This is a genomic window from Segetibacter aerophilus, assembly GCF_007991655.1.
GTDB lineage: Bacteria > Bacteroidota > Bacteroidia > Chitinophagales > Chitinophagaceae > Segetibacter > Segetibacter aerophilus.
Window position 1 is genome coordinate 21,440 of sequence record NZ_BJYT01000018.1, and the last position, 16,603, is coordinate 38,042.

General features: G+C 35.7%; 11 protein-coding genes. 8 read left to right on the forward strand and 3 right to left on the reverse strand.

Annotated elements, in window-relative coordinates:
• The first annotated feature begins 9 nt into the window (after positions 1–9).
• The 7 genes from asnB to wecB all read left to right on the forward strand — a co-directional run bounded on the left by asnB (position 10) and on the right by wecB (position 9,975).
• Positions 10–1,896, forward strand: a complete 1,887-nt coding sequence (asnB, locus tag SAE01_RS18840; RefSeq protein WP_147205353.1) for an asparagine synthase (glutamine-hydrolyzing) — start codon at positions 10–12, stop codon at positions 1,894–1,896.
• Positions 1,897–1,917: 21 nt separating this feature from the next.
• Positions 1,918–4,071: a bi-domain-containing oxidoreductase gene (locus tag SAE01_RS18845; protein WP_147205354.1), complete on the forward strand. Its 2,154-nt coding sequence runs from the start codon at positions 1,918–1,920 to the stop codon at positions 4,069–4,071.
• On the forward strand, positions 4,064–5,236 hold the full coding sequence (locus SAE01_RS18850) for a glycoside hydrolase family protein (protein WP_147205355.1): 1,173 nt from the start codon (positions 4,064–4,066) through the stop codon (positions 5,234–5,236). The genes SAE01_RS18845 and SAE01_RS18850 overlap by 8 nt, the downstream gene beginning before the upstream one ends.
• Before the next feature lie 138 nt (positions 5,237–5,374).
• Complete coding sequence (locus SAE01_RS18855; protein ID WP_246113279.1) at positions 5,375–6,655, forward strand: MBOAT family O-acyltransferase; 1,281 nt, start codon at positions 5,375–5,377, stop codon at positions 6,653–6,655.
• A gap of 2 nt (positions 6,656–6,657) precedes the next feature.
• Entirely contained in the window at positions 6,658–7,692 is a 1,035-nt protein-coding gene (locus SAE01_RS18860) for a hypothetical protein (protein ID WP_147205357.1), read from the forward strand.
• 43 nt (positions 7,693–7,735) lie between these two features.
• Positions 7,736–8,761 (forward strand): DUF354 domain-containing protein, encoded by a 1,026-nt coding sequence (locus tag SAE01_RS18865; protein ID WP_147205358.1) that lies wholly within the window; start codon positions 7,736–7,738, stop codon positions 8,759–8,761.
• Positions 8,762–8,841: 80 nt separating this feature from the next.
• Positions 8,842–9,975: a non-hydrolyzing UDP-N-acetylglucosamine 2-epimerase gene (wecB, locus tag SAE01_RS18870; RefSeq protein ID WP_147205359.1), complete on the forward strand. Its 1,134-nt coding sequence runs from the start codon at positions 8,842–8,844 to the stop codon at positions 9,973–9,975.
• Positions 9,976–10,045: 70 nt separating this feature from the next.
• Here the strand turns inward: wecB and SAE01_RS18875 are convergent, their stop codons facing one another.
• A complete protein-coding gene (locus SAE01_RS18875; protein ID WP_147205360.1) occupies positions 10,046–12,880 on the reverse strand; it encodes a PKD domain-containing protein in 2,835 nt (944 codons plus the stop codon).
• 175 nt (positions 12,881–13,055) lie between these two features.
• Here SAE01_RS18875 and SAE01_RS18880 point away from each other — a divergent pair, with 175 nt between their 5' ends.
• Complete coding sequence (locus SAE01_RS18880) at positions 13,056–14,357, forward strand: nucleotide sugar dehydrogenase (protein ID WP_147205361.1); 1,302 nt, start codon at positions 13,056–13,058, stop codon at positions 14,355–14,357.
• A gap of 482 nt (positions 14,358–14,839) precedes the next feature.
• On the opposite strand, the gene SAE01_RS18885 is transcribed toward SAE01_RS18880, so the two are convergent.
• Together SAE01_RS18885 and SAE01_RS18890 are read right to left on the reverse strand one after the other, a co-directional pair.
• A complete protein-coding gene (locus SAE01_RS18885) occupies positions 14,840–15,211 on the reverse strand; it encodes a hypothetical protein (protein ID WP_147205362.1) in 372 nt (123 codons plus the stop codon).
• A 107-nt stretch (positions 15,212–15,318) separates the two neighbouring features.
• A complete protein-coding gene (locus tag SAE01_RS18890) occupies positions 15,319–16,584 on the reverse strand; it encodes a TlpA disulfide reductase family protein (protein WP_147205363.1) in 1,266 nt (421 codons plus the stop codon).
• Positions 16,585–16,603 lie beyond the last annotated feature (19 nt).

Here is a 16,603-nt window from a genome sequence, read left to right on the forward strand (position 1 = left end):
ACAGCTGCGATGTGTGGTTTAGCGGGATTCGTTGGCTTCTCTGATAATGTATCTTTAGCTAAAGAAGCAAACAAAACACAAGCCCATCGCGGACCAGATAATCAATCTATATGGGAAGATGAAACAATAGCCCTTGCACATCAGAGACTGTCTATAATAGACTTATCAGATTCAGCAAACCAACCGTTTGTTAAAAATAATTTCGTCATTGTTTTCAATGGGGAAATTTACAATTACAAAGAGCTACAAAGTTTATTAATAAATGAAAAAGAGGCTGTTTTTATATCCTCATCGGATACTGAAGTAATCCTGGAAATGTATATACACTATGGTCTTAAAGTTCTTGAGCATTTAGTTGGAATGTTTGCTTTTGCTATTTATAACGTTTCGGAAAGGAGTCTGTTTATAGCAAGGGATCATTTTGGTATAAAACCATTATTTTATACGACTATTGGAGAATCGTTTGCTTTTAGTTCAGAGCTGAAAACGCTGGTTCGAATTCCAGGCTTTAATAAATCTATAAACTCTAAGTCACTAGTTAGTTGCCTTAACTACCTGTGGGTTTCAGGCAATGAAACTATGTTTATTGATTGTTACAAACTTCCACCAGCCCACTATTTAACATACAGTGAGAATGATGGGATCAAGATAATTAGATATTGGGAGTTAGACGATAAATTGAAACTAGCTGAAGGCAGTCGACTAATAAATGACGTAGTAAATACCATAGGGTCTTCTGTAAAACGCCACATGGTTGCCGATGTACCCGTTAGCAGTTTCTTAAGCGGAGGTCTTGATTCTTCCTTAATTGCAGTATTGGCGAAGCCTTTAACTTCAAAATTGTCAACTTTTACAATATCCACAACAGAAAAGGACAAGAAGATAGAACGGATGCCGGACGATGAAAAATATGCAAATCTAGTTGCCTCTCTACATCAATTAGATCACCATGTCATCCAAATAAGTCCTAATATTTTAACTAGCCTTCCAAATATTGTTCGGTCGCTAGATGAACCAATAGGTGATCCTGCAGCCATAAATACCTATCTTATCTGTCAGGCAGCAAGGCAAAATGGAGCAAAGGTATTATTATCAGGTATGGGGGCAGATGAAATATATTTTGGATATAGGAGGCAGAAGGCTACTCTGCTGGCAATAAGGTATAATAGGTTACCAAACGTTGTCAAAAACTTAATTCTAAAAGTTGTAAGAAAAATGCCTGTCAGGTTTTTTGGCAAAGGGTTTAAAATCGGGCGATGGTCGAAGAGATTTTTGACCTTCGCAGCATTACCAGTTGACGAGGCGTATATGAGAAGCTACTCTTACTATGATACTCAGGAATTGAAAATGTTATTAAAAGAAGATTATGTCTCTGCCATTGACAAACTACGTTTAGAGCACAAGACTCTTTTTTTTTCAAAGTATAACTCTGACCCTGTTAATCAAATGTGCAATACAGATCTTCATCTGTTCATGTTAGGTCTAAATTTAACCTACACAGATCGAGCATCGATGGCCGCTTCTGTTGAAGTGCGAGTTCCTTTTATTGATAAAGTAGTAGTTACAGAAGCAATGCAAATTCCAGGGCATTTGAAAATAAAGGACGGCATCTCTAAATATATTTTAAAAAAAGCAGCTGAAAATATTTTGCCTAAAGAAATAATATATAGACCTAAAGCAGCTTTCGGTGCACCTATAAGATCTTGGATATCAAATGATTTACGAGGTATGGTAGATGAATTGCTTTCGGAAGCAAGTATTATTAAAAGAGGTTTTTTAAATTATGCTTTTGTAAAGGATTTAATTGAAAAGGATCGTAATGGTAAAGAAGATTACGCTTATCAGATATATCAACTGTTGACTTTAGAAATATGGTGCAGAGAATATTTAGATTAATAGATACATAAATAAAAAAATTTGAAACAATTAATACAGAACTTTAAGACTGGTGAATTATACGTTGATGAAGTACCAATGCCATCAATCTCAGAAGGGATGGTTTTGGTAGAAAATCAATATTCACTGATTAGTTCTGGAACTGAAAGAAGTACAGTGAAAGTGGCAAAAGCCAGTCTCATGGGAAAGGCAAGGCAACGGCCCGATCTTGTAGCGCAGGTTTTGGCAAATATGAAGAAAGAAGGATTGACAGCCACAATCGATAAGGTTAGAACTAAGCTGGACACTTTAAAAGCAATGGGATATAGCACCGCTGGAACAGTCTTAACATCATTGGATAGGAATGGCGTATTTCAAGCAGGTGACCGGGTGGCTTGTGGGGGACAAGGTTATGCTTCGCATGCAGAAATTGTATCCGTTCCCCAAAATTTAGTAGCAAAAATACCAGATAACGTAACATTCGAAGAAGCTGCTTTTACGACTCTGGGAGCAATTGCGTTGCAAGGAGTACGGCAGGCAGAACCGAAGTTGGGTGAAAAGGTCTGTGTAATTGGGCTAGGTCTTTTAGGACAGCTAACGGGTCAGTTATTAAAATCGAACGGATGCGACGTACTTGGTATTGATCTTTCAGAAAGGCTTATAAATCTGGCGGCTGAAATAAGTGTACATAAAGCCTACCACCGTAATGATTCAAACCTTGCTGCTGCCTGTAACAATTTTACAAATGGGCGTGGATTTGACAGTATTATAATAACTGCCGCTGCACCAACTAACGATCCAATAATTCTTTCTACAGAAATCTGCCGAAAGAAAGGAAGAATAGTCGTCGTTGGGGCAGTGAAGATGGATGTTCCAAGAGAACCTGATTTTTATAGAAAAGAATTAGAATTAAGAATTTCCTGCTCGTATGGGCCTGGAAGATATGATGTAGAATATGAAGAAGGAGGAATCGATTATCCTTTTGCCTACGTAAGATGGACAGAACAAAGGAATATGGAAGCTTTCCTTGATATGGTGTCAAAAGGATTGATAAATACAAAATCTTTGGTCACGCACACGTTTGTGGTAGACCGGGCTGAGGAAGCATATGAAATTGTAGTTGGAAAGAGACCGGAACCGCACATTGGAATTCTACTAAAATATACTGAAGACAAAGAAAAGTTTTTGACAACTAAGCGGATTTTTAGTCAACCAGTAAAACAAATAAACGTTGGATTTATTGGAGCCGGAAGCTTTGCCCAAAGTTATCTTATTCCTAATGTAAAAGCCTTCGGTGCTTCTCTTGATACAGTAGTTACCTCTAAAGGCATTACTTCAAAGAACGTGGCCCAAAAATTTGGTTTTAATTTTTGTTCTGCAGATATAAAAGATATACTAGGAAAGCAAGAGATCAACACTGTTTTTGTGGCAACCCCCCATTCTTCACATGCAGGTCAGGTTGTAGAATCTCTTAAAGCAAATAAAAATGTATTTGTAGAAAAGCCTTTGGCAGTAACACAAGAAGAGCTGGAAGAGATAATACAAGTAAAACTCGCTCACAATCTTCCTTTGATGGTTGGCTTTAATAGGCGTTTTGCGCCAGTCTGCGAAAGCGTGAAGAAAGAATTTAAAAATGTAGGAGAGCCTTTAGTCGTTAATATAAGGGTAAATGCAGGATTTATACCTAAAGACCACTGGACACAGATCCAGGCAGTAGGTGCCGGCCGGATAATTGGAGAAATGTGCCATTTTATTGATCTTATGCAATTTTTTACTGACGAAGAGCCGGTAAAAGTCTTTGCTGAATGTATTCGATCAACCAATGAGAAACTTAAGCTCGATGATAATATTTCTATCATCATTAAATTTAACAACGGATCAATTGGTAATCTCACCTATGTTGCAAATGGAGACAAATCCTTAGCAAAGGAGTATATCGAAGTATTTGGCGCAGGAAAGGCGGCGGTAATTAATGACTTTCAAGACGGAAGTGTTCATAGTGGTAATAAAAGAAGAAAATTGAAATCTTCAGGAAAAGGCCATCAACAAGAAGTTTTAGCTTTTTTACATTCGCTTACACAAGGAAAAGAAACGCCAATCTCATTTCGTTCTATTTGCCTTACTACCATGACGACATTTAAAGTAATAGATAGTTTAAAAACCGGATTACCACAACAAATTAGAATAGATGTCTAACCTAATTAGGGGCTCATTTGTCCAATTGGAGCAATATTGCCGAAAGGAGGAATATAAAGGATGGGATCCCTACGACGGATTAAATAGTAAAGTTTTTCAAGCAATGCCGGTTTTGCCCAAAAATCGCATAACCAGACTAATGTGGATACAATTTATTAAAAAGTTCCCAATTAATCTTAGGCCTGTACTTAAAATCAGTAAAGAGTACAACCCAAAAGGCATTGCTCTTTTCATTTCCGGATACTCGCAATTAAGTAAGGTTCCGGGTTATGAAAAAGAAGCAATTGACACAATTACATTTCTTTCTGATAAAATTTTGACACTGAAGACTCCCGGCTATTCAGGTAGTTGTTGGGGATATAATTTTGACTGGGAGTCAAGAGCTTTTTTTCAAAAGAAATATACCCCTACAATTGTTGCAACTACTTATGTTGCTAATGCCTTAATCGATGCTTATGAAACCACTGGAAACAGGAACTACTTAGATACAGCTATTTCAGCTAAAGATTTTATTTTAAATGACCTTAATAGAACTTTTAACGAAAACGGAGATTTTGTATTTTCTTATTCTCCACATGATCACACATCAGTTTTCAATGCTTCTTTGCTAGGTGCTAAATTACTTAGCAGGATTTATTGTTATACTGAGGAAGAAGAGTTAGTTCAACTAGCTAAAAAGGCTGTAGCATACTGCTGTAGCTATCAGAATAGCGACGGTTCATGGTATTATAGTACACTTCCTTTTCATCAGTGGATAGATAATTTCCATACTGGCTTTAACCTAGAATGTATTTCCGAATATGCTACTTTTTCTAAAGACAACAGTTTTAATAAAAATTTTAACAAGGGCATGACTTATTATCTTAATACTTTTTTTGACAAGAAGGGTCGTTCAAAGTATTATAATAATTCACTTTTTCCTATAGATATTCATGCCCCATCTCAATTGGTAATAACATTGGCAAAAGCAAACTTGTTTAATGAAAATAAAGTGCTTATTGACAGAGTACTAAAATGGACAATTGAAAACATGCAATCTTCAAAGGGATATTTCTACTTTCAAATATCTAAGTACTATTCAAACAAAATACCCTATATGCGGTGGTCTCAAGGGTGGATTTTCTATGCCTTCGCGGAATACCTCAAACAGGAAACAAATAATTAAGATCAGAGTTTTGTAGAAATCATGTTATTTAACTCATTTGCTTTTTTGCTGTTTTTTCCTATCGTAACTATATTCTTTTTTATCCTATCACATAAGGTGAGGTGGCTTTTTTTATTACTGGCTTCTTGCTTTTTTTACATGTTCTTTAAGCCGGAGTACATATTAATACTTGCATTCACAATCGTTGTTGATTACTTTGCCGGAATAATAATAGCGTCGACAGAAAATGTCAAAAAGAAGAAAAAGTTTTTGATAGTCAGCCTTGTCGCTAATATTTCAGTACTGGGTTTTTTTAAATATTATAATTTCATAAACTATAATATTGTTGATGCTGCCGCTTATTTTGGATATGAAATAGAAGTGCCTCTCCTAACAATGCTATTACCTATTGGCCTCTCGTTCCATACCTTCCAGGCTATGAGTTATACAATAGAGGTCTATCGGGGGAACCAACCTGCAGAAAGGCATTTCGGTATTTACGCATTGTATGTCATGTTCTTCCCCCAGTTAGTGGCAGGCCCAATTGAAAGACCGCAAAATCTTCTGCCCCAGTTTCACGAAAAAAAAGTTTTTAATCCTGATCTTGCCGTAAGTGGATTGAAGTTAATGGCATGGGGATTATTTAAAAAGTTAGTTATTGCTGACCGTTTATCTCTTATGGTCGACCAAGTATACAACAGTCCCGAAAATTATCGCGGTTTAAATATTGTGATAGCGACTTTATTTTTCGCTGAGCAGATTTATTGTGATTTTTCAGGTTATTCTGACATAGCTATTGGTTCTGCACGCGTCTTGGGATTTGATCTCATGAAAAATTTCAGAAACCCTTATTTGTCAAAATCTATTTCAGAGTTTTGGTCTAGATGGCATATCTCCCTATCTACCTGGTTTAAAGACTATCTATATATACCTCTTGGCGGAAATAGGGTTTCTGTGCCTCGGTGGATGTTTAATTTATTAATTACCTTCCTTGTAAGTGGCTTTTGGCATGGTGCAAATTGGACTTTTATTATTTGGGGTGGTCTTAACGGAATTTTTATTATGGGTGAAATTTTTATTGATAAAAAAAGAAATACTTTCAGCATTCCTACCATAATCAAGCGGTCAACTACTGTAATTTTAATCTGCGTCACTTGGATATTTTTTAGGGTAAATACATTGAAAGATGCAGGAACAGTTTTTCGAAATATATTCTCTAATTCACAAACCTTTGCGTTTGATTTGACTCAATTTTTATTAGCTGTGCTGCTAATAATTGGATTAGAAATAATTCAGTTTATGGATGAAAAGAATAATGTGATGAGTAAAATCAAGACGTTGCCCTATCTTATAAAGATTCCTATATATGCCGTATTTCTAACCGTATTATTGAACTTCGGAATTTTTAATAATAGTCAGTTTATCTATTTTCAGTTTTAGCAATGAAGCAAATTCTTATAAAAGCAGCATTGATAATTACTCTAGCTATCCTTTTAAATTTATTTTTGTATTCTGCTATTTATACACGTTTACTACCTTATTCGTGGGGTAGTAATGAACTTTTAGATAAACGAGAGTTTCTTAGAAGAAATGCCGCTAAGTATAATTCACTTTTTATCGGGTCGAGTAAAACTCATAATCAAATTCATCCACAAATTTTTGATGAAAAAGCGAGAGAAAATGGGTTAGATATTCGCTCATATAATTGTGGGGTTGGTGGCCTTACCCCGTTAGAGTCATTACACATTTACGAAAATTTACTGCTTCACGACTCCCTTAGCTTTAAATATGTATTTATTGAACTCGATTGGATCGCTACTATTAAAGTTGAAAATTTAAATTCTGTTAGAAGCTTTTATTGGTTAACGCCTAGAAACTATAATTTTAGTATTAGTTCAATTTTAAATTCTACCGTCCCTATTATGCGTTCAGCGTGGGGACTTTTTCATTATTCGTTAAATTATGGTGAAAATTTGATGAATATTGGAAAAGTGCACGAATACTTTAAGTACAAAAATTTTGTTGCAAATCAAAAATTTCTACCATCTGATTCTAACATAATGTATAATGGTTATATTCCAATGTCTCACAAAATGAATTCGACAGAATATTCATTATATAGTGAAGTAGTTGGATCAGCCAGATTGGCTGTAAGAAATTATCCAGATCTTGTAGACCAACATTTATCGCAACCTTATCTTGACCGTCTACAACACATTATATCTATTTCTAAGCAACGAGGTATAATTACATTTTTTATTGTTCCTCTACAATGGAAATACTATCAATATGAGCAGTTAATCCCAATTATTAATAAAATTAAAGGCGCAAGAACTATTTGTTTGTTCGATATTGACAGGTATGCAAATATCTATCAGGTTGACAACTTTGCTGACCCTAACCATTTAAATGAAAAAGGAGCAAAGCTGTATACAGAAGAAATATTCAATCAATTTTTGAAGTTATACGGTAAGTAAATGCAATAATGTTGGCTGAGTTTTGCATTTAAAAGCAAATAAGATGAGAATTTGGATCGATTTTATTAATTCGCCCCAAGTAAGCTTTTTTGAACCTCTTATAGGAGAACTTACTTCACTTGGGCACGAATTTGTCTTAACATGTAGAGATTCCGCAAATACTGTAGAATTAATAAAACAACGAAAATGGAGTTGTAAAATAATAGGCAGTAAAGCAGAAAAAGGAATTTTGAAAAAATTGCTAGCGTTTCCATTACGCATAAACGCACTTTATAGGTTTTTAAAACATCGAGGTATAAATGTGGCTATATGCCAAAGCAGTTTTTACTTGCCTTTGACTAGTAGGCTATTGCGAGTGCCTTCCATATATACTAATGATAATGAACATGCTTTAGGTAACATTCCAGCTTTTTTATTTGCAAATAAAATATTCATCCCTGAGAATTTATCTATAGCAAAAGTTTTAAAAAAAGGAGCAAGAAAGAGCAAAATAATTCAATATCCGGGCGTCAAGGAAGGTGTTTATTTATGGCCTAAAGGGAAAATAATTCAAGACAGAAGAAGGGAAAATTTCTGTGATAAAAAAATCTATGTAAGAGCGGAACCAACTACCGCGGAGTATTATTCAGGTAAGCTCAACTTTCTTGATGATTTCTTGATCATGATAAAAAAGAAATACTCGGTAACAGTTTTGGTTAGGGACAAAGCGCAGTTCATACATTATTCTCAAGCAAGATTTTTAGGCATCGATGTACCCGAGAAGCCTTTATCTTTCGAGGATATAGCGGTTGGCTGCGAATTATTCATTGGAGCAGGAGGATCTATGACAAGGGAAATGGCTATAATGGGTATACCTACGATTTCTGTCTACCAGGAAGCGCTATTAGACGTAGACAAATTTTTGATAACTGAAAAACTGTTAGCCCACGAGCCTGAGCTAACTTTTTCCATATTTGAAACCTTCATCGAATCAACCAGTAGGAGAGAGATTAATGCGACGTTGATTGAGAAGGGAAAAGTTGCATATGAATTGTTTAAAAATCACTTGTTAAAGCAATCGCGACAATAACATTAGTTAAATGAAAAGTTTAAGTAATTTGACTCGCAGCTTTTTTTGTTGTTTTGCAGGAAAAAAAAATTAGTAAATAGATGAAGGTGACTATTGTAGCAGGGGCGAGGCCCAATTTCATTAAAGTTTCTCCTATCATTAAAGCAATTCAATCTGCACAACGAAAACAGAAGCTAATTTCTTTTCGCCTTGTACACACTGGCCAGCACTATGATAAAAAGATGAGCAGCGATTTTTTTGACCAATTAGGTATTCCTCATCCAAATATCAACCTTGGTTGCGGTGGAGGAAGCCAAGCTGAACAAGGGGCGGCTATCATGGTTGGTTTCGAAAAGGAATTAATTGATAATAGGCCGGATGTAGTGCTAGTTGTAGGAGACGTTACTTCTACCATGGCTTGTACTATAACTGCAAAAAAATTATGTATAGATGTGGCACATGTTGAAGCCGGAATAAGGTCTGGTGACATGACAATGCCGGAAGAAATTAACAGAATAGTTACAGATTCTATATGTGATCATTTTTTTACTACAACAGAGACGGCGAATAAGCACTTACAAAAATCTGGAATCGACGACAGTAAAATACATCTTGTTGGCAATACCATGATTGATACGCTCCACCAAAATTTATCCAAGATTAAAAAACCCGACTTATGGGACAAGCATCAATTAAACAAAAAACAATACTTCCTTGCAACGATTCACCGTCCCTCTAACGTGGATAATCCAGAGAAGCTTAATTCGATCCTTTCTGCAATTAAGGCGTCTTCTTTAAATTTTCCAATCGTTTTTCCTGTTCATCCCCGTACTAGGCAAATTATAGATAGATTTAAGATTAATATGGAAAACATTTTAATGATAGAACCTCAGAGCTATTTAGAATTTATTTTTTTAATACAATATTCCAAAGGAGTAATTACAGATTCCGGTGGCATAACAGAGGAGGCTACTATACTAGACGTTCCGTGTTTAACATTACGAAACTCAACGGAAAGGCCTGAAACTGTTTCTCTTGGAACAAATGAGTTAATCGGAGACAATTTAAGTAAGATGAAATATTGTATTGAGAGAATTATTGCAGGAAATTGGAAAAGAGGAAGAGTTCCACCGTTTTGGGATGGAAAATCATCTGAAAGAATCATTGACACTTTAACTTTAATCTATGCTAATCTAAGTGCAAAGACTGAGCCCAATCACAACGTTTCGAGCTAATTAAATGCGGTGGATGTTTTAAAAAGTCACCTACGAATATATGGACAATGTTATTTTCGAAACTCTAATATCATTGCTTCTCGAATTTTTTCAATGCTATCCTACCGGTACTTGAAGACAAGATTTCTAAAAAGTAAGTACCAGCGGGCAAACTACTTGCATTTACTTGGTGCATGCCATCTCCTACAATTTTGTTTATCTGTTTGCGTAATAATGTTCGGCCGCTAATATCAATTACTGAAATTGATATTTTATCCGTAGGGGATAATTTTAATTTAAGATTAATTGTGTTTGATACAGGATTAGGATAGAGAGAAATAGAAACAGGTAACAACCTCTTGCGATTGTTTAATTTAACTATACCTGAATAAGTAGATCTACCGTCTTTATTGATTTGTCTCAACCTGTAAAAGTTCGTTTCCATCTCAACACTTGTATCAAGCAAAGCATAAGAAATTGTTGTTCTACTATACCCATTAATTGCTTTCGTAGGTTGAAATTTTATCTTTTTAAAATTTGTTCCATCATTGCTTTGCTCCACTTCAAAGCCAGCGTTATTTTCCTCAGCGGAAGTAGCCCAACTTAGGCTATTAATATTGCCTGCAACTTCACCTGCAAAACTTATCGTAGTTACAGGTAGAGTTTTATCTGAAGAAACGACATTGACAGTCATAGAATCTTTTACTGTTACACCTCCTTTATAATTTACAGTTAACTCAAATGAGTAAATACCCTTCTCCAACCCTATAACCGAGGTAGCTACAGCATTGGGATTAGCAATAATTCCGTTTGAAGGACCGCCAATTTTTCTCCATGTGTACGATGTTATTGTTCCATCATTGGTAGCGCTTCCAAAGAGACTAACGTTGTTAGCTGGAAGAATTATCGTTTGATTAGCTCCAGCACTTGCTATTGGCAAAACGTTCAGCTGACTGCTACGTATAAGAACTGCAGAGGTAAACCGTGGAAGAGTAATATTTCCGTTGTAAATCTCGCGAGAGACATCAATATAATTAGCATCTAAACTTACTGTTTTACTAAAAGAAGTTGCATTATACTCGAACATCAGTTCATTAATATTAGTAATCGCCTTAGGGGACTTATGACTGTTTACGTCACTGAAAGAAGCAACTTTCCATTTTGCAAGTGTCATAACTACTGCTCCACCACCACCTGGATAATCTTTATCGACAACAAAGGTTGCACTATCAGCTATAGGTCGAGCATAAAAGTTGCTATCAAGGAGACCTATCAAAGCGGGATTGTCGCTTACATAAGTTTTATAAAACATTACTTTCTGGCTCGCTTTCCTAGCAATAAATTTATTTCCTATTATTGTTGTATTTCTAGTTATGGCAGTGTATTGGTTAATTTCCAATTGGCTTGCATAGTTATAAACCAGGTTATTTAACAGGCTATTGCTATGAGTATTGTGAAGAAATATTCCTGACCAATCCCCATTTGCAACGGTATTGTTTGAGAGTACTGTATTATTGGTAAAATCATCTAAGTATATTCCTGCGGCTTTTCCAAAGGGTTCATAGTAGTAAGACTCTACCCCAGCAAAGGCCCCTATAGCATTTAAGATAATGTTGTTTTTAATTTGTCTATTACGGTTTAATATTGATGAATTTCCGCTATAAGTATAGATCCCTCCACCATCATCTTTTGTAATACAAAAGCTATCAATAAAATTGTGTTCAACTACAACATCATTTCCCATGAAGTGAATACCATTATAGCCAGAATTTTTAACCTCGTTATTTATTATTGTAGTGTAGTTGCCACTTATAGATATGCCATTGCCTACACCATCACCTGATCGCCCTGAGCCTGATATTAAATTAGTATTTTTAACAGTTACGCCATTAAGTGTACAATAGTTGGCATCATATTCAAACTGGATTCCATTAGAAAGCGAATTATTTACACTGCCTCCATTAACTTTTATATAATTAAGGGAGCCACCGTAAATAGAAACTCCCCCTTGATTGTTGAAGTTGCAATTATCCAAACTAATATACTGAGAACTTATTAATGAAATGCCCTTTGTATTCCCTCCTTCAAAAGTGATGTTGCTTATAGTAATATATTTTCTCGTGCTAATTTCGCAATTTTTATCTTGAACACTTACTTTTACAACAATGTCTTCTGGCTTTTTATCTCCAAAATGTATAAAAAGCTTTTTTGCTACTGCATCATAGTACCATTCTCCAAATTGATCAAGGGTACTTAGGTGATTTTGAATAAAGTAGCCGTTTCCATTTACTGGCTTATAGGCATTATTGTTTCCATACTTAGCTAAAGCATTGTAGTTTAAAGTACCTCCTTTTTGAAAAGTAATTACCTGCCTATCAATTATCCACCTAGATTTCCTTATTACTACCTCGCCTCCGATCCAAGAAGGAGAGCCCGATAGTTCATTATCTGTAATGCTTTTGTTTTCAATGTGGCTTTCATACTTTAAATAGCCCGAATTAGGGTATCGTCCCATCTTCTGCACAATATCGTTAAGTGTAACAATATTTAAGTTCGGTAAATCTAAAGATGCATAGTAAATGCTATTTCTCAATAAATTCCATGCGGAAATAGTTTTAAATCCACTAATAATTGGATTCGCACCTTTTCCATAAGGGCCATAGAAAATTTCTTTTGTCTGAGTTCCAGATACGTTAATCTTCAAGCTTCCTAAGAAACTTTCTCCTCTATTAAAAAGAATTGAATCTCCAGGCATTACTTTGTTAAACAAGTTAAGCCTGTCGATCGTTTTCCAGGGAGTTAAGGAACTTTGAGCCTGAGTTTCTGTGTAAGAATCATTACCCCAAATATTAGAAATGTAATAAGTGGCTCCATTAGTTGTTTTAAATATTAGTAGTATTATTAATATAGAAAGAGTGAATTTCATAGGAAAATTTTTTATTGGATTAAGCTTAATTAAAAACGTCAGAATTGAACAACTATTATATCTTTTTACTTATTGACTATATATTTACCCTTTCCAATAAAAAAATTGGCACAAGAGATAAGACAGATGGAAAGTTATATGTATTATAAATAATAACAACAATAATAATAATAAAATGGTCGATAACATTTGGGTGGGAGGTTCTCGAAAAAAGATAACGATAGCTGTTATAGGGCTGGGTTATGTTGGCCTTCCTATAGCACTTGAATTTGCACGAAAAGTCTCAGTAATTGGTTTTGATACTAATGAAAAACGAATAGCCTTGATGCAGAGGAGTATTGATCCAAGCAACGAAGTGGCTGACGTTGAATTTAAGGAATGTGATATTACCTTCACGTCATCTTGGGAAAAATTAAAAGAAGCTAATTTTTTCATTGTTGCCGTTCCCACACCTGTAGACCCACACAATGTACCCGACTTAGAACCGATTCGAAAAGCATCAGAAACAATCGGGAAAGTGCTAAAAAAAAATGATTATGTTGTTTACGAATCTACAGTCTATCCAGGCTGTACGGAGGAGGATTGTATTCCAATTATAGAAAAAGTAAGTGGTTTAAAGTTTCGGGAGGACTTTAAAGTTGGTTACTCTCCTGAAAGAATAAATCCCGGAGATAAGGAACACACACTTACCTCTGTAGTTAAAGTAGTATCAGGATGTGATGCAGATTCGTTGGAGCAGATTGCAGCATTATATGAATTAATAGTCAAGCCAGGGGTACATAAGGCATCGTCTATAAAAGTTGCGGAAGCATGCAAAGTAATTGAAAATAGTCAGCGGGATTTGAACATTGCATTTATGAACGAGTTATCTATCATATTTGATAGGATGGGCATTAACACGTATGAAGTATTAGAAGCTGCAGGTACAAAATGGAATTTTTTAAAGTTTCAACCAGGATTAGTTGGAGGTCATTGCATAGGAGTTGATCCTTATTATTTGACTTATAAAGCTGCTGAGCTAGGATTTAATTCCAGAGTGATTCTTTCCGGTAGATATATAAATGATAACATGGGCAATTATCTTTCAAAGAAAATCTTGCAGCACGTAATTGCTCATACTGAAAATGTAAAAAAGTCAAAGGTATTGGTAATGGGGGCAACGTTTAAAGAGAATGTAAGCGACGTAAGAAATTCGAAAGTTGCTGACGTAATTGCTACACTAAAGTCTTATTACCTAAATATTTTTGTTCATGATCCATATGCAAATGCAGAAGATTTAAAACATGAATATGGTATTGAACTACTTAGCCAATTAGATAACGATTATGATGCTGTAATCATTGCTGTCCCTCATCAACCTTATAGCCATTTTGATGACAGGTATTTTGCAACTATAACAAAGGAACATGCGTTGATTGCCGACCTTAAAGGAACCTATCGTAATAGGATTACGAGTAGAAAGTATTGGAGTTTTTAAGGTAAAGAAAAGAACTCTAATAGGCATTCTATCGTCTGTAAATCCTGTGTTGTGTGACCGCTTAACTTTTAGCTTTTAGGCAGCTATTGCAAATTCCGTAATAAGTTTTGTTGACTCAGGAAATAAGTTTTCTTTGCTTATTTCGGGTTTTAACTCCAAAAAAATTTTGCACAAAGCATCTTAGGCTGCTTTCAAAAATCTTGAAATGATTGCATTTTCTAGTTTGATTTAAGCATATTTGTAGAAATTATATTTCTTAAATTTGCCTGAGACCAAAAAGGTTACGAGACTAGTAGAGAGTAAACAAGTAATTAAAAGATAACGTTTTATAGCTTAAAGTATCATCTTGTCGTCCCGACCACAATGATCATTTAGAATCATATCAATAAAAAAGCTCGTAAAAACATCTATTCTACGAGCTTTTTCTTTTTCCAGCTAATCTTTGCTATCAACACAACTAGCCTCAAACTCGAAGGCCGCTATCACTTTATCTCTTTTGTGCCGGTGAACGTACCTTCTGCCGCGTCGCCGATTGCAACTTTCCCCTTCATTGTATTGCCTTCGATGGTGCCGGTATAGACAACATTATAGTCACCTACTTTGAATTCGAGTTTGATTGCTTTTTCTTTCAGCGTTCCTGATACAGGTGCTTCACCTAATTGACCGGTGTAGGTGCCGCTGATCTTTTCACCTGCTTGTTTTAGTACAAATATGGGCGTTCCGCTGCCAGCGCTAGTTTCTACTTTCATATTCCATTTTCCCGAAACGTCGATGGCTTGAGCAGAGACTGAGAGAGTCGAAAACAGTAACAGCAGAATAGTACTTAGTGAGACTATACAAAAAGCTTTTTTCATAAAAATTTTTTTAGGTAAGTGAAGTAATATAGGTAAAATCTTTAAAAGCCTTAAACCGATAATGACAAACTTGGAGGATCTCGAATATTTCGCTTGCAGACCTGCATCTACTCATCGAGCAACCGGTTAACCGTATCACTTAATCTTCTTTTGGAGAGCTCATAATATCCCCCGGTAGCCGGCCCGTAAAAATTTGTATGTATTTCTCTTACTATACCCTTTTTATCAATAAAGACAGTAGTAGGAAACGATTTGATAGCGGTTAGTTGAGGTAATGTTTTTTCAGCTTTTCTGTCATCACCCGCCGCTACACCGGTAATAAGCATCGGATATTGCACATCAAACAAATTTTTAAACTTTTTGATACTTTTCTTTGAGCGGTCCCTATCAGTTGTGTATTCGTAGGCAAGCGCCACCACCTCTACGCCTCTTCCCTTATTTTCCTTGTAGTAGCTACTTAAGAACTTCGTCTCATCCAGGCAGTTAGCACACCAGCTTCCCATAAGTTGTACTATAACCACTTTGTTTTTATACTTTTCATCCTTTATAGAAACTGGATTACCATCCAGGTCATTAAAAGTAAAATCTAATCGGTTATAACCATCGCGAAGTTTTGTTGGGTCGCTAATTTCGGGCAAAGCAACCGATGCATCCTTTGTAGCAGTCCATACTTCTTTGCCGTCAAATCCATTATAAAAAACTCCCTTTAAGATATTTTTATTTTCATCAATTTTTGCTTCAAACAATCGGGCATCATCTCCGTCAAAACTCGACAGGACCATGGAGTCACCGGTTACAATTCCATCGAGGTAACGATAATCGGCAGATGGTGTAAGAAAACTTCCGGTAAGCTTGTTGCCTTGTTGCTTGAATACGGCAAGCGCTTTTCTAATGGTACCGTTAGGCCGGGTAATGCTAACATTCCATTTGCCCGAAATATTACTTTTTGCACTACCTCGCGTCGCTTTGTATCTTATCATATTATTAGCCTTTCCATACAGCGGCCAATATTGCGTGCTTCCTGACGTCGCTTTTATAAAAGTTCCGGTCAGATCTCCATTAGCTTCTACCTTAACCCTAAAACTTGCCTCGAAAGCAGGCATTGAAAAAAATAGAGAGTCTCCTGAACGTTCCACATTGGTAAGCTTTATTTTTTCTCCGGCATTTACTACTGACAATGCTGTTCTGCCTTGTACCATGCTTTTCTCTAATTGAAAAATAATCTCCTTGCCGTCCTTCCGTTGCAAAGCAACCCTCCAACCTTTTTGTATTCCGCTTACAGTTTGAGCAACAACTGTTGCTGACGACAAAAGGCTTGTGACCAACACTAACGATCTCAGGGCTTTTATTGCAGATTTAATAATTACACTCATCTGTTGCAAGGTAAGATGG

Coding starts and splice junctions, on each gene's coding strand:
- SAE01_RS18885 (WP_147205362.1), bottom strand. CDS start 15,211: ATGAAAAAAGCTTTTTGTATAGTCTCACTAAGTACTATTCTGCTGTTA.
- SAE01_RS18890 (WP_147205363.1), bottom strand. CDS start 16,584: ATGAGTGTAATTATTAAATCTGCAATAAAAGCCCTGAGATCGTTAGTG.
- asnB (WP_147205353.1), top strand. CDS start 10: ATGTGTGGTTTAGCGGGATTCGTTGGCTTCTCTGATAATGTATCTTTA.
- SAE01_RS18865 (WP_147205358.1), top strand. CDS start 7,736: ATGAGAATTTGGATCGATTTTATTAATTCGCCCCAAGTAAGCTTTTTT.
- SAE01_RS18880 (WP_147205361.1), top strand. CDS start 13,056: ATGGTCGATAACATTTGGGTGGGAGGTTCTCGAAAAAAGATAACGATA.
- SAE01_RS18860 (WP_147205357.1), top strand. CDS start 6,658: ATGAAGCAAATTCTTATAAAAGCAGCATTGATAATTACTCTAGCTATC.
- SAE01_RS18875 (WP_147205360.1), bottom strand. CDS start 12,880: ATGAAATTCACTCTTTCTATATTAATAATACTACTAATATTTAAAACA.
- wecB (WP_147205359.1), top strand. CDS start 8,842: ATGAAGGTGACTATTGTAGCAGGGGCGAGGCCCAATTTCATTAAAGTT.
- SAE01_RS18855 (WP_246113279.1), top strand. CDS start 5,375: ATGTTCTTTAAGCCGGAGTACATATTAATACTTGCATTCACAATCGTT.
- SAE01_RS18850 (WP_147205355.1), top strand. CDS start 4,064: ATGTCTAACCTAATTAGGGGCTCATTTGTCCAATTGGAGCAATATTGC.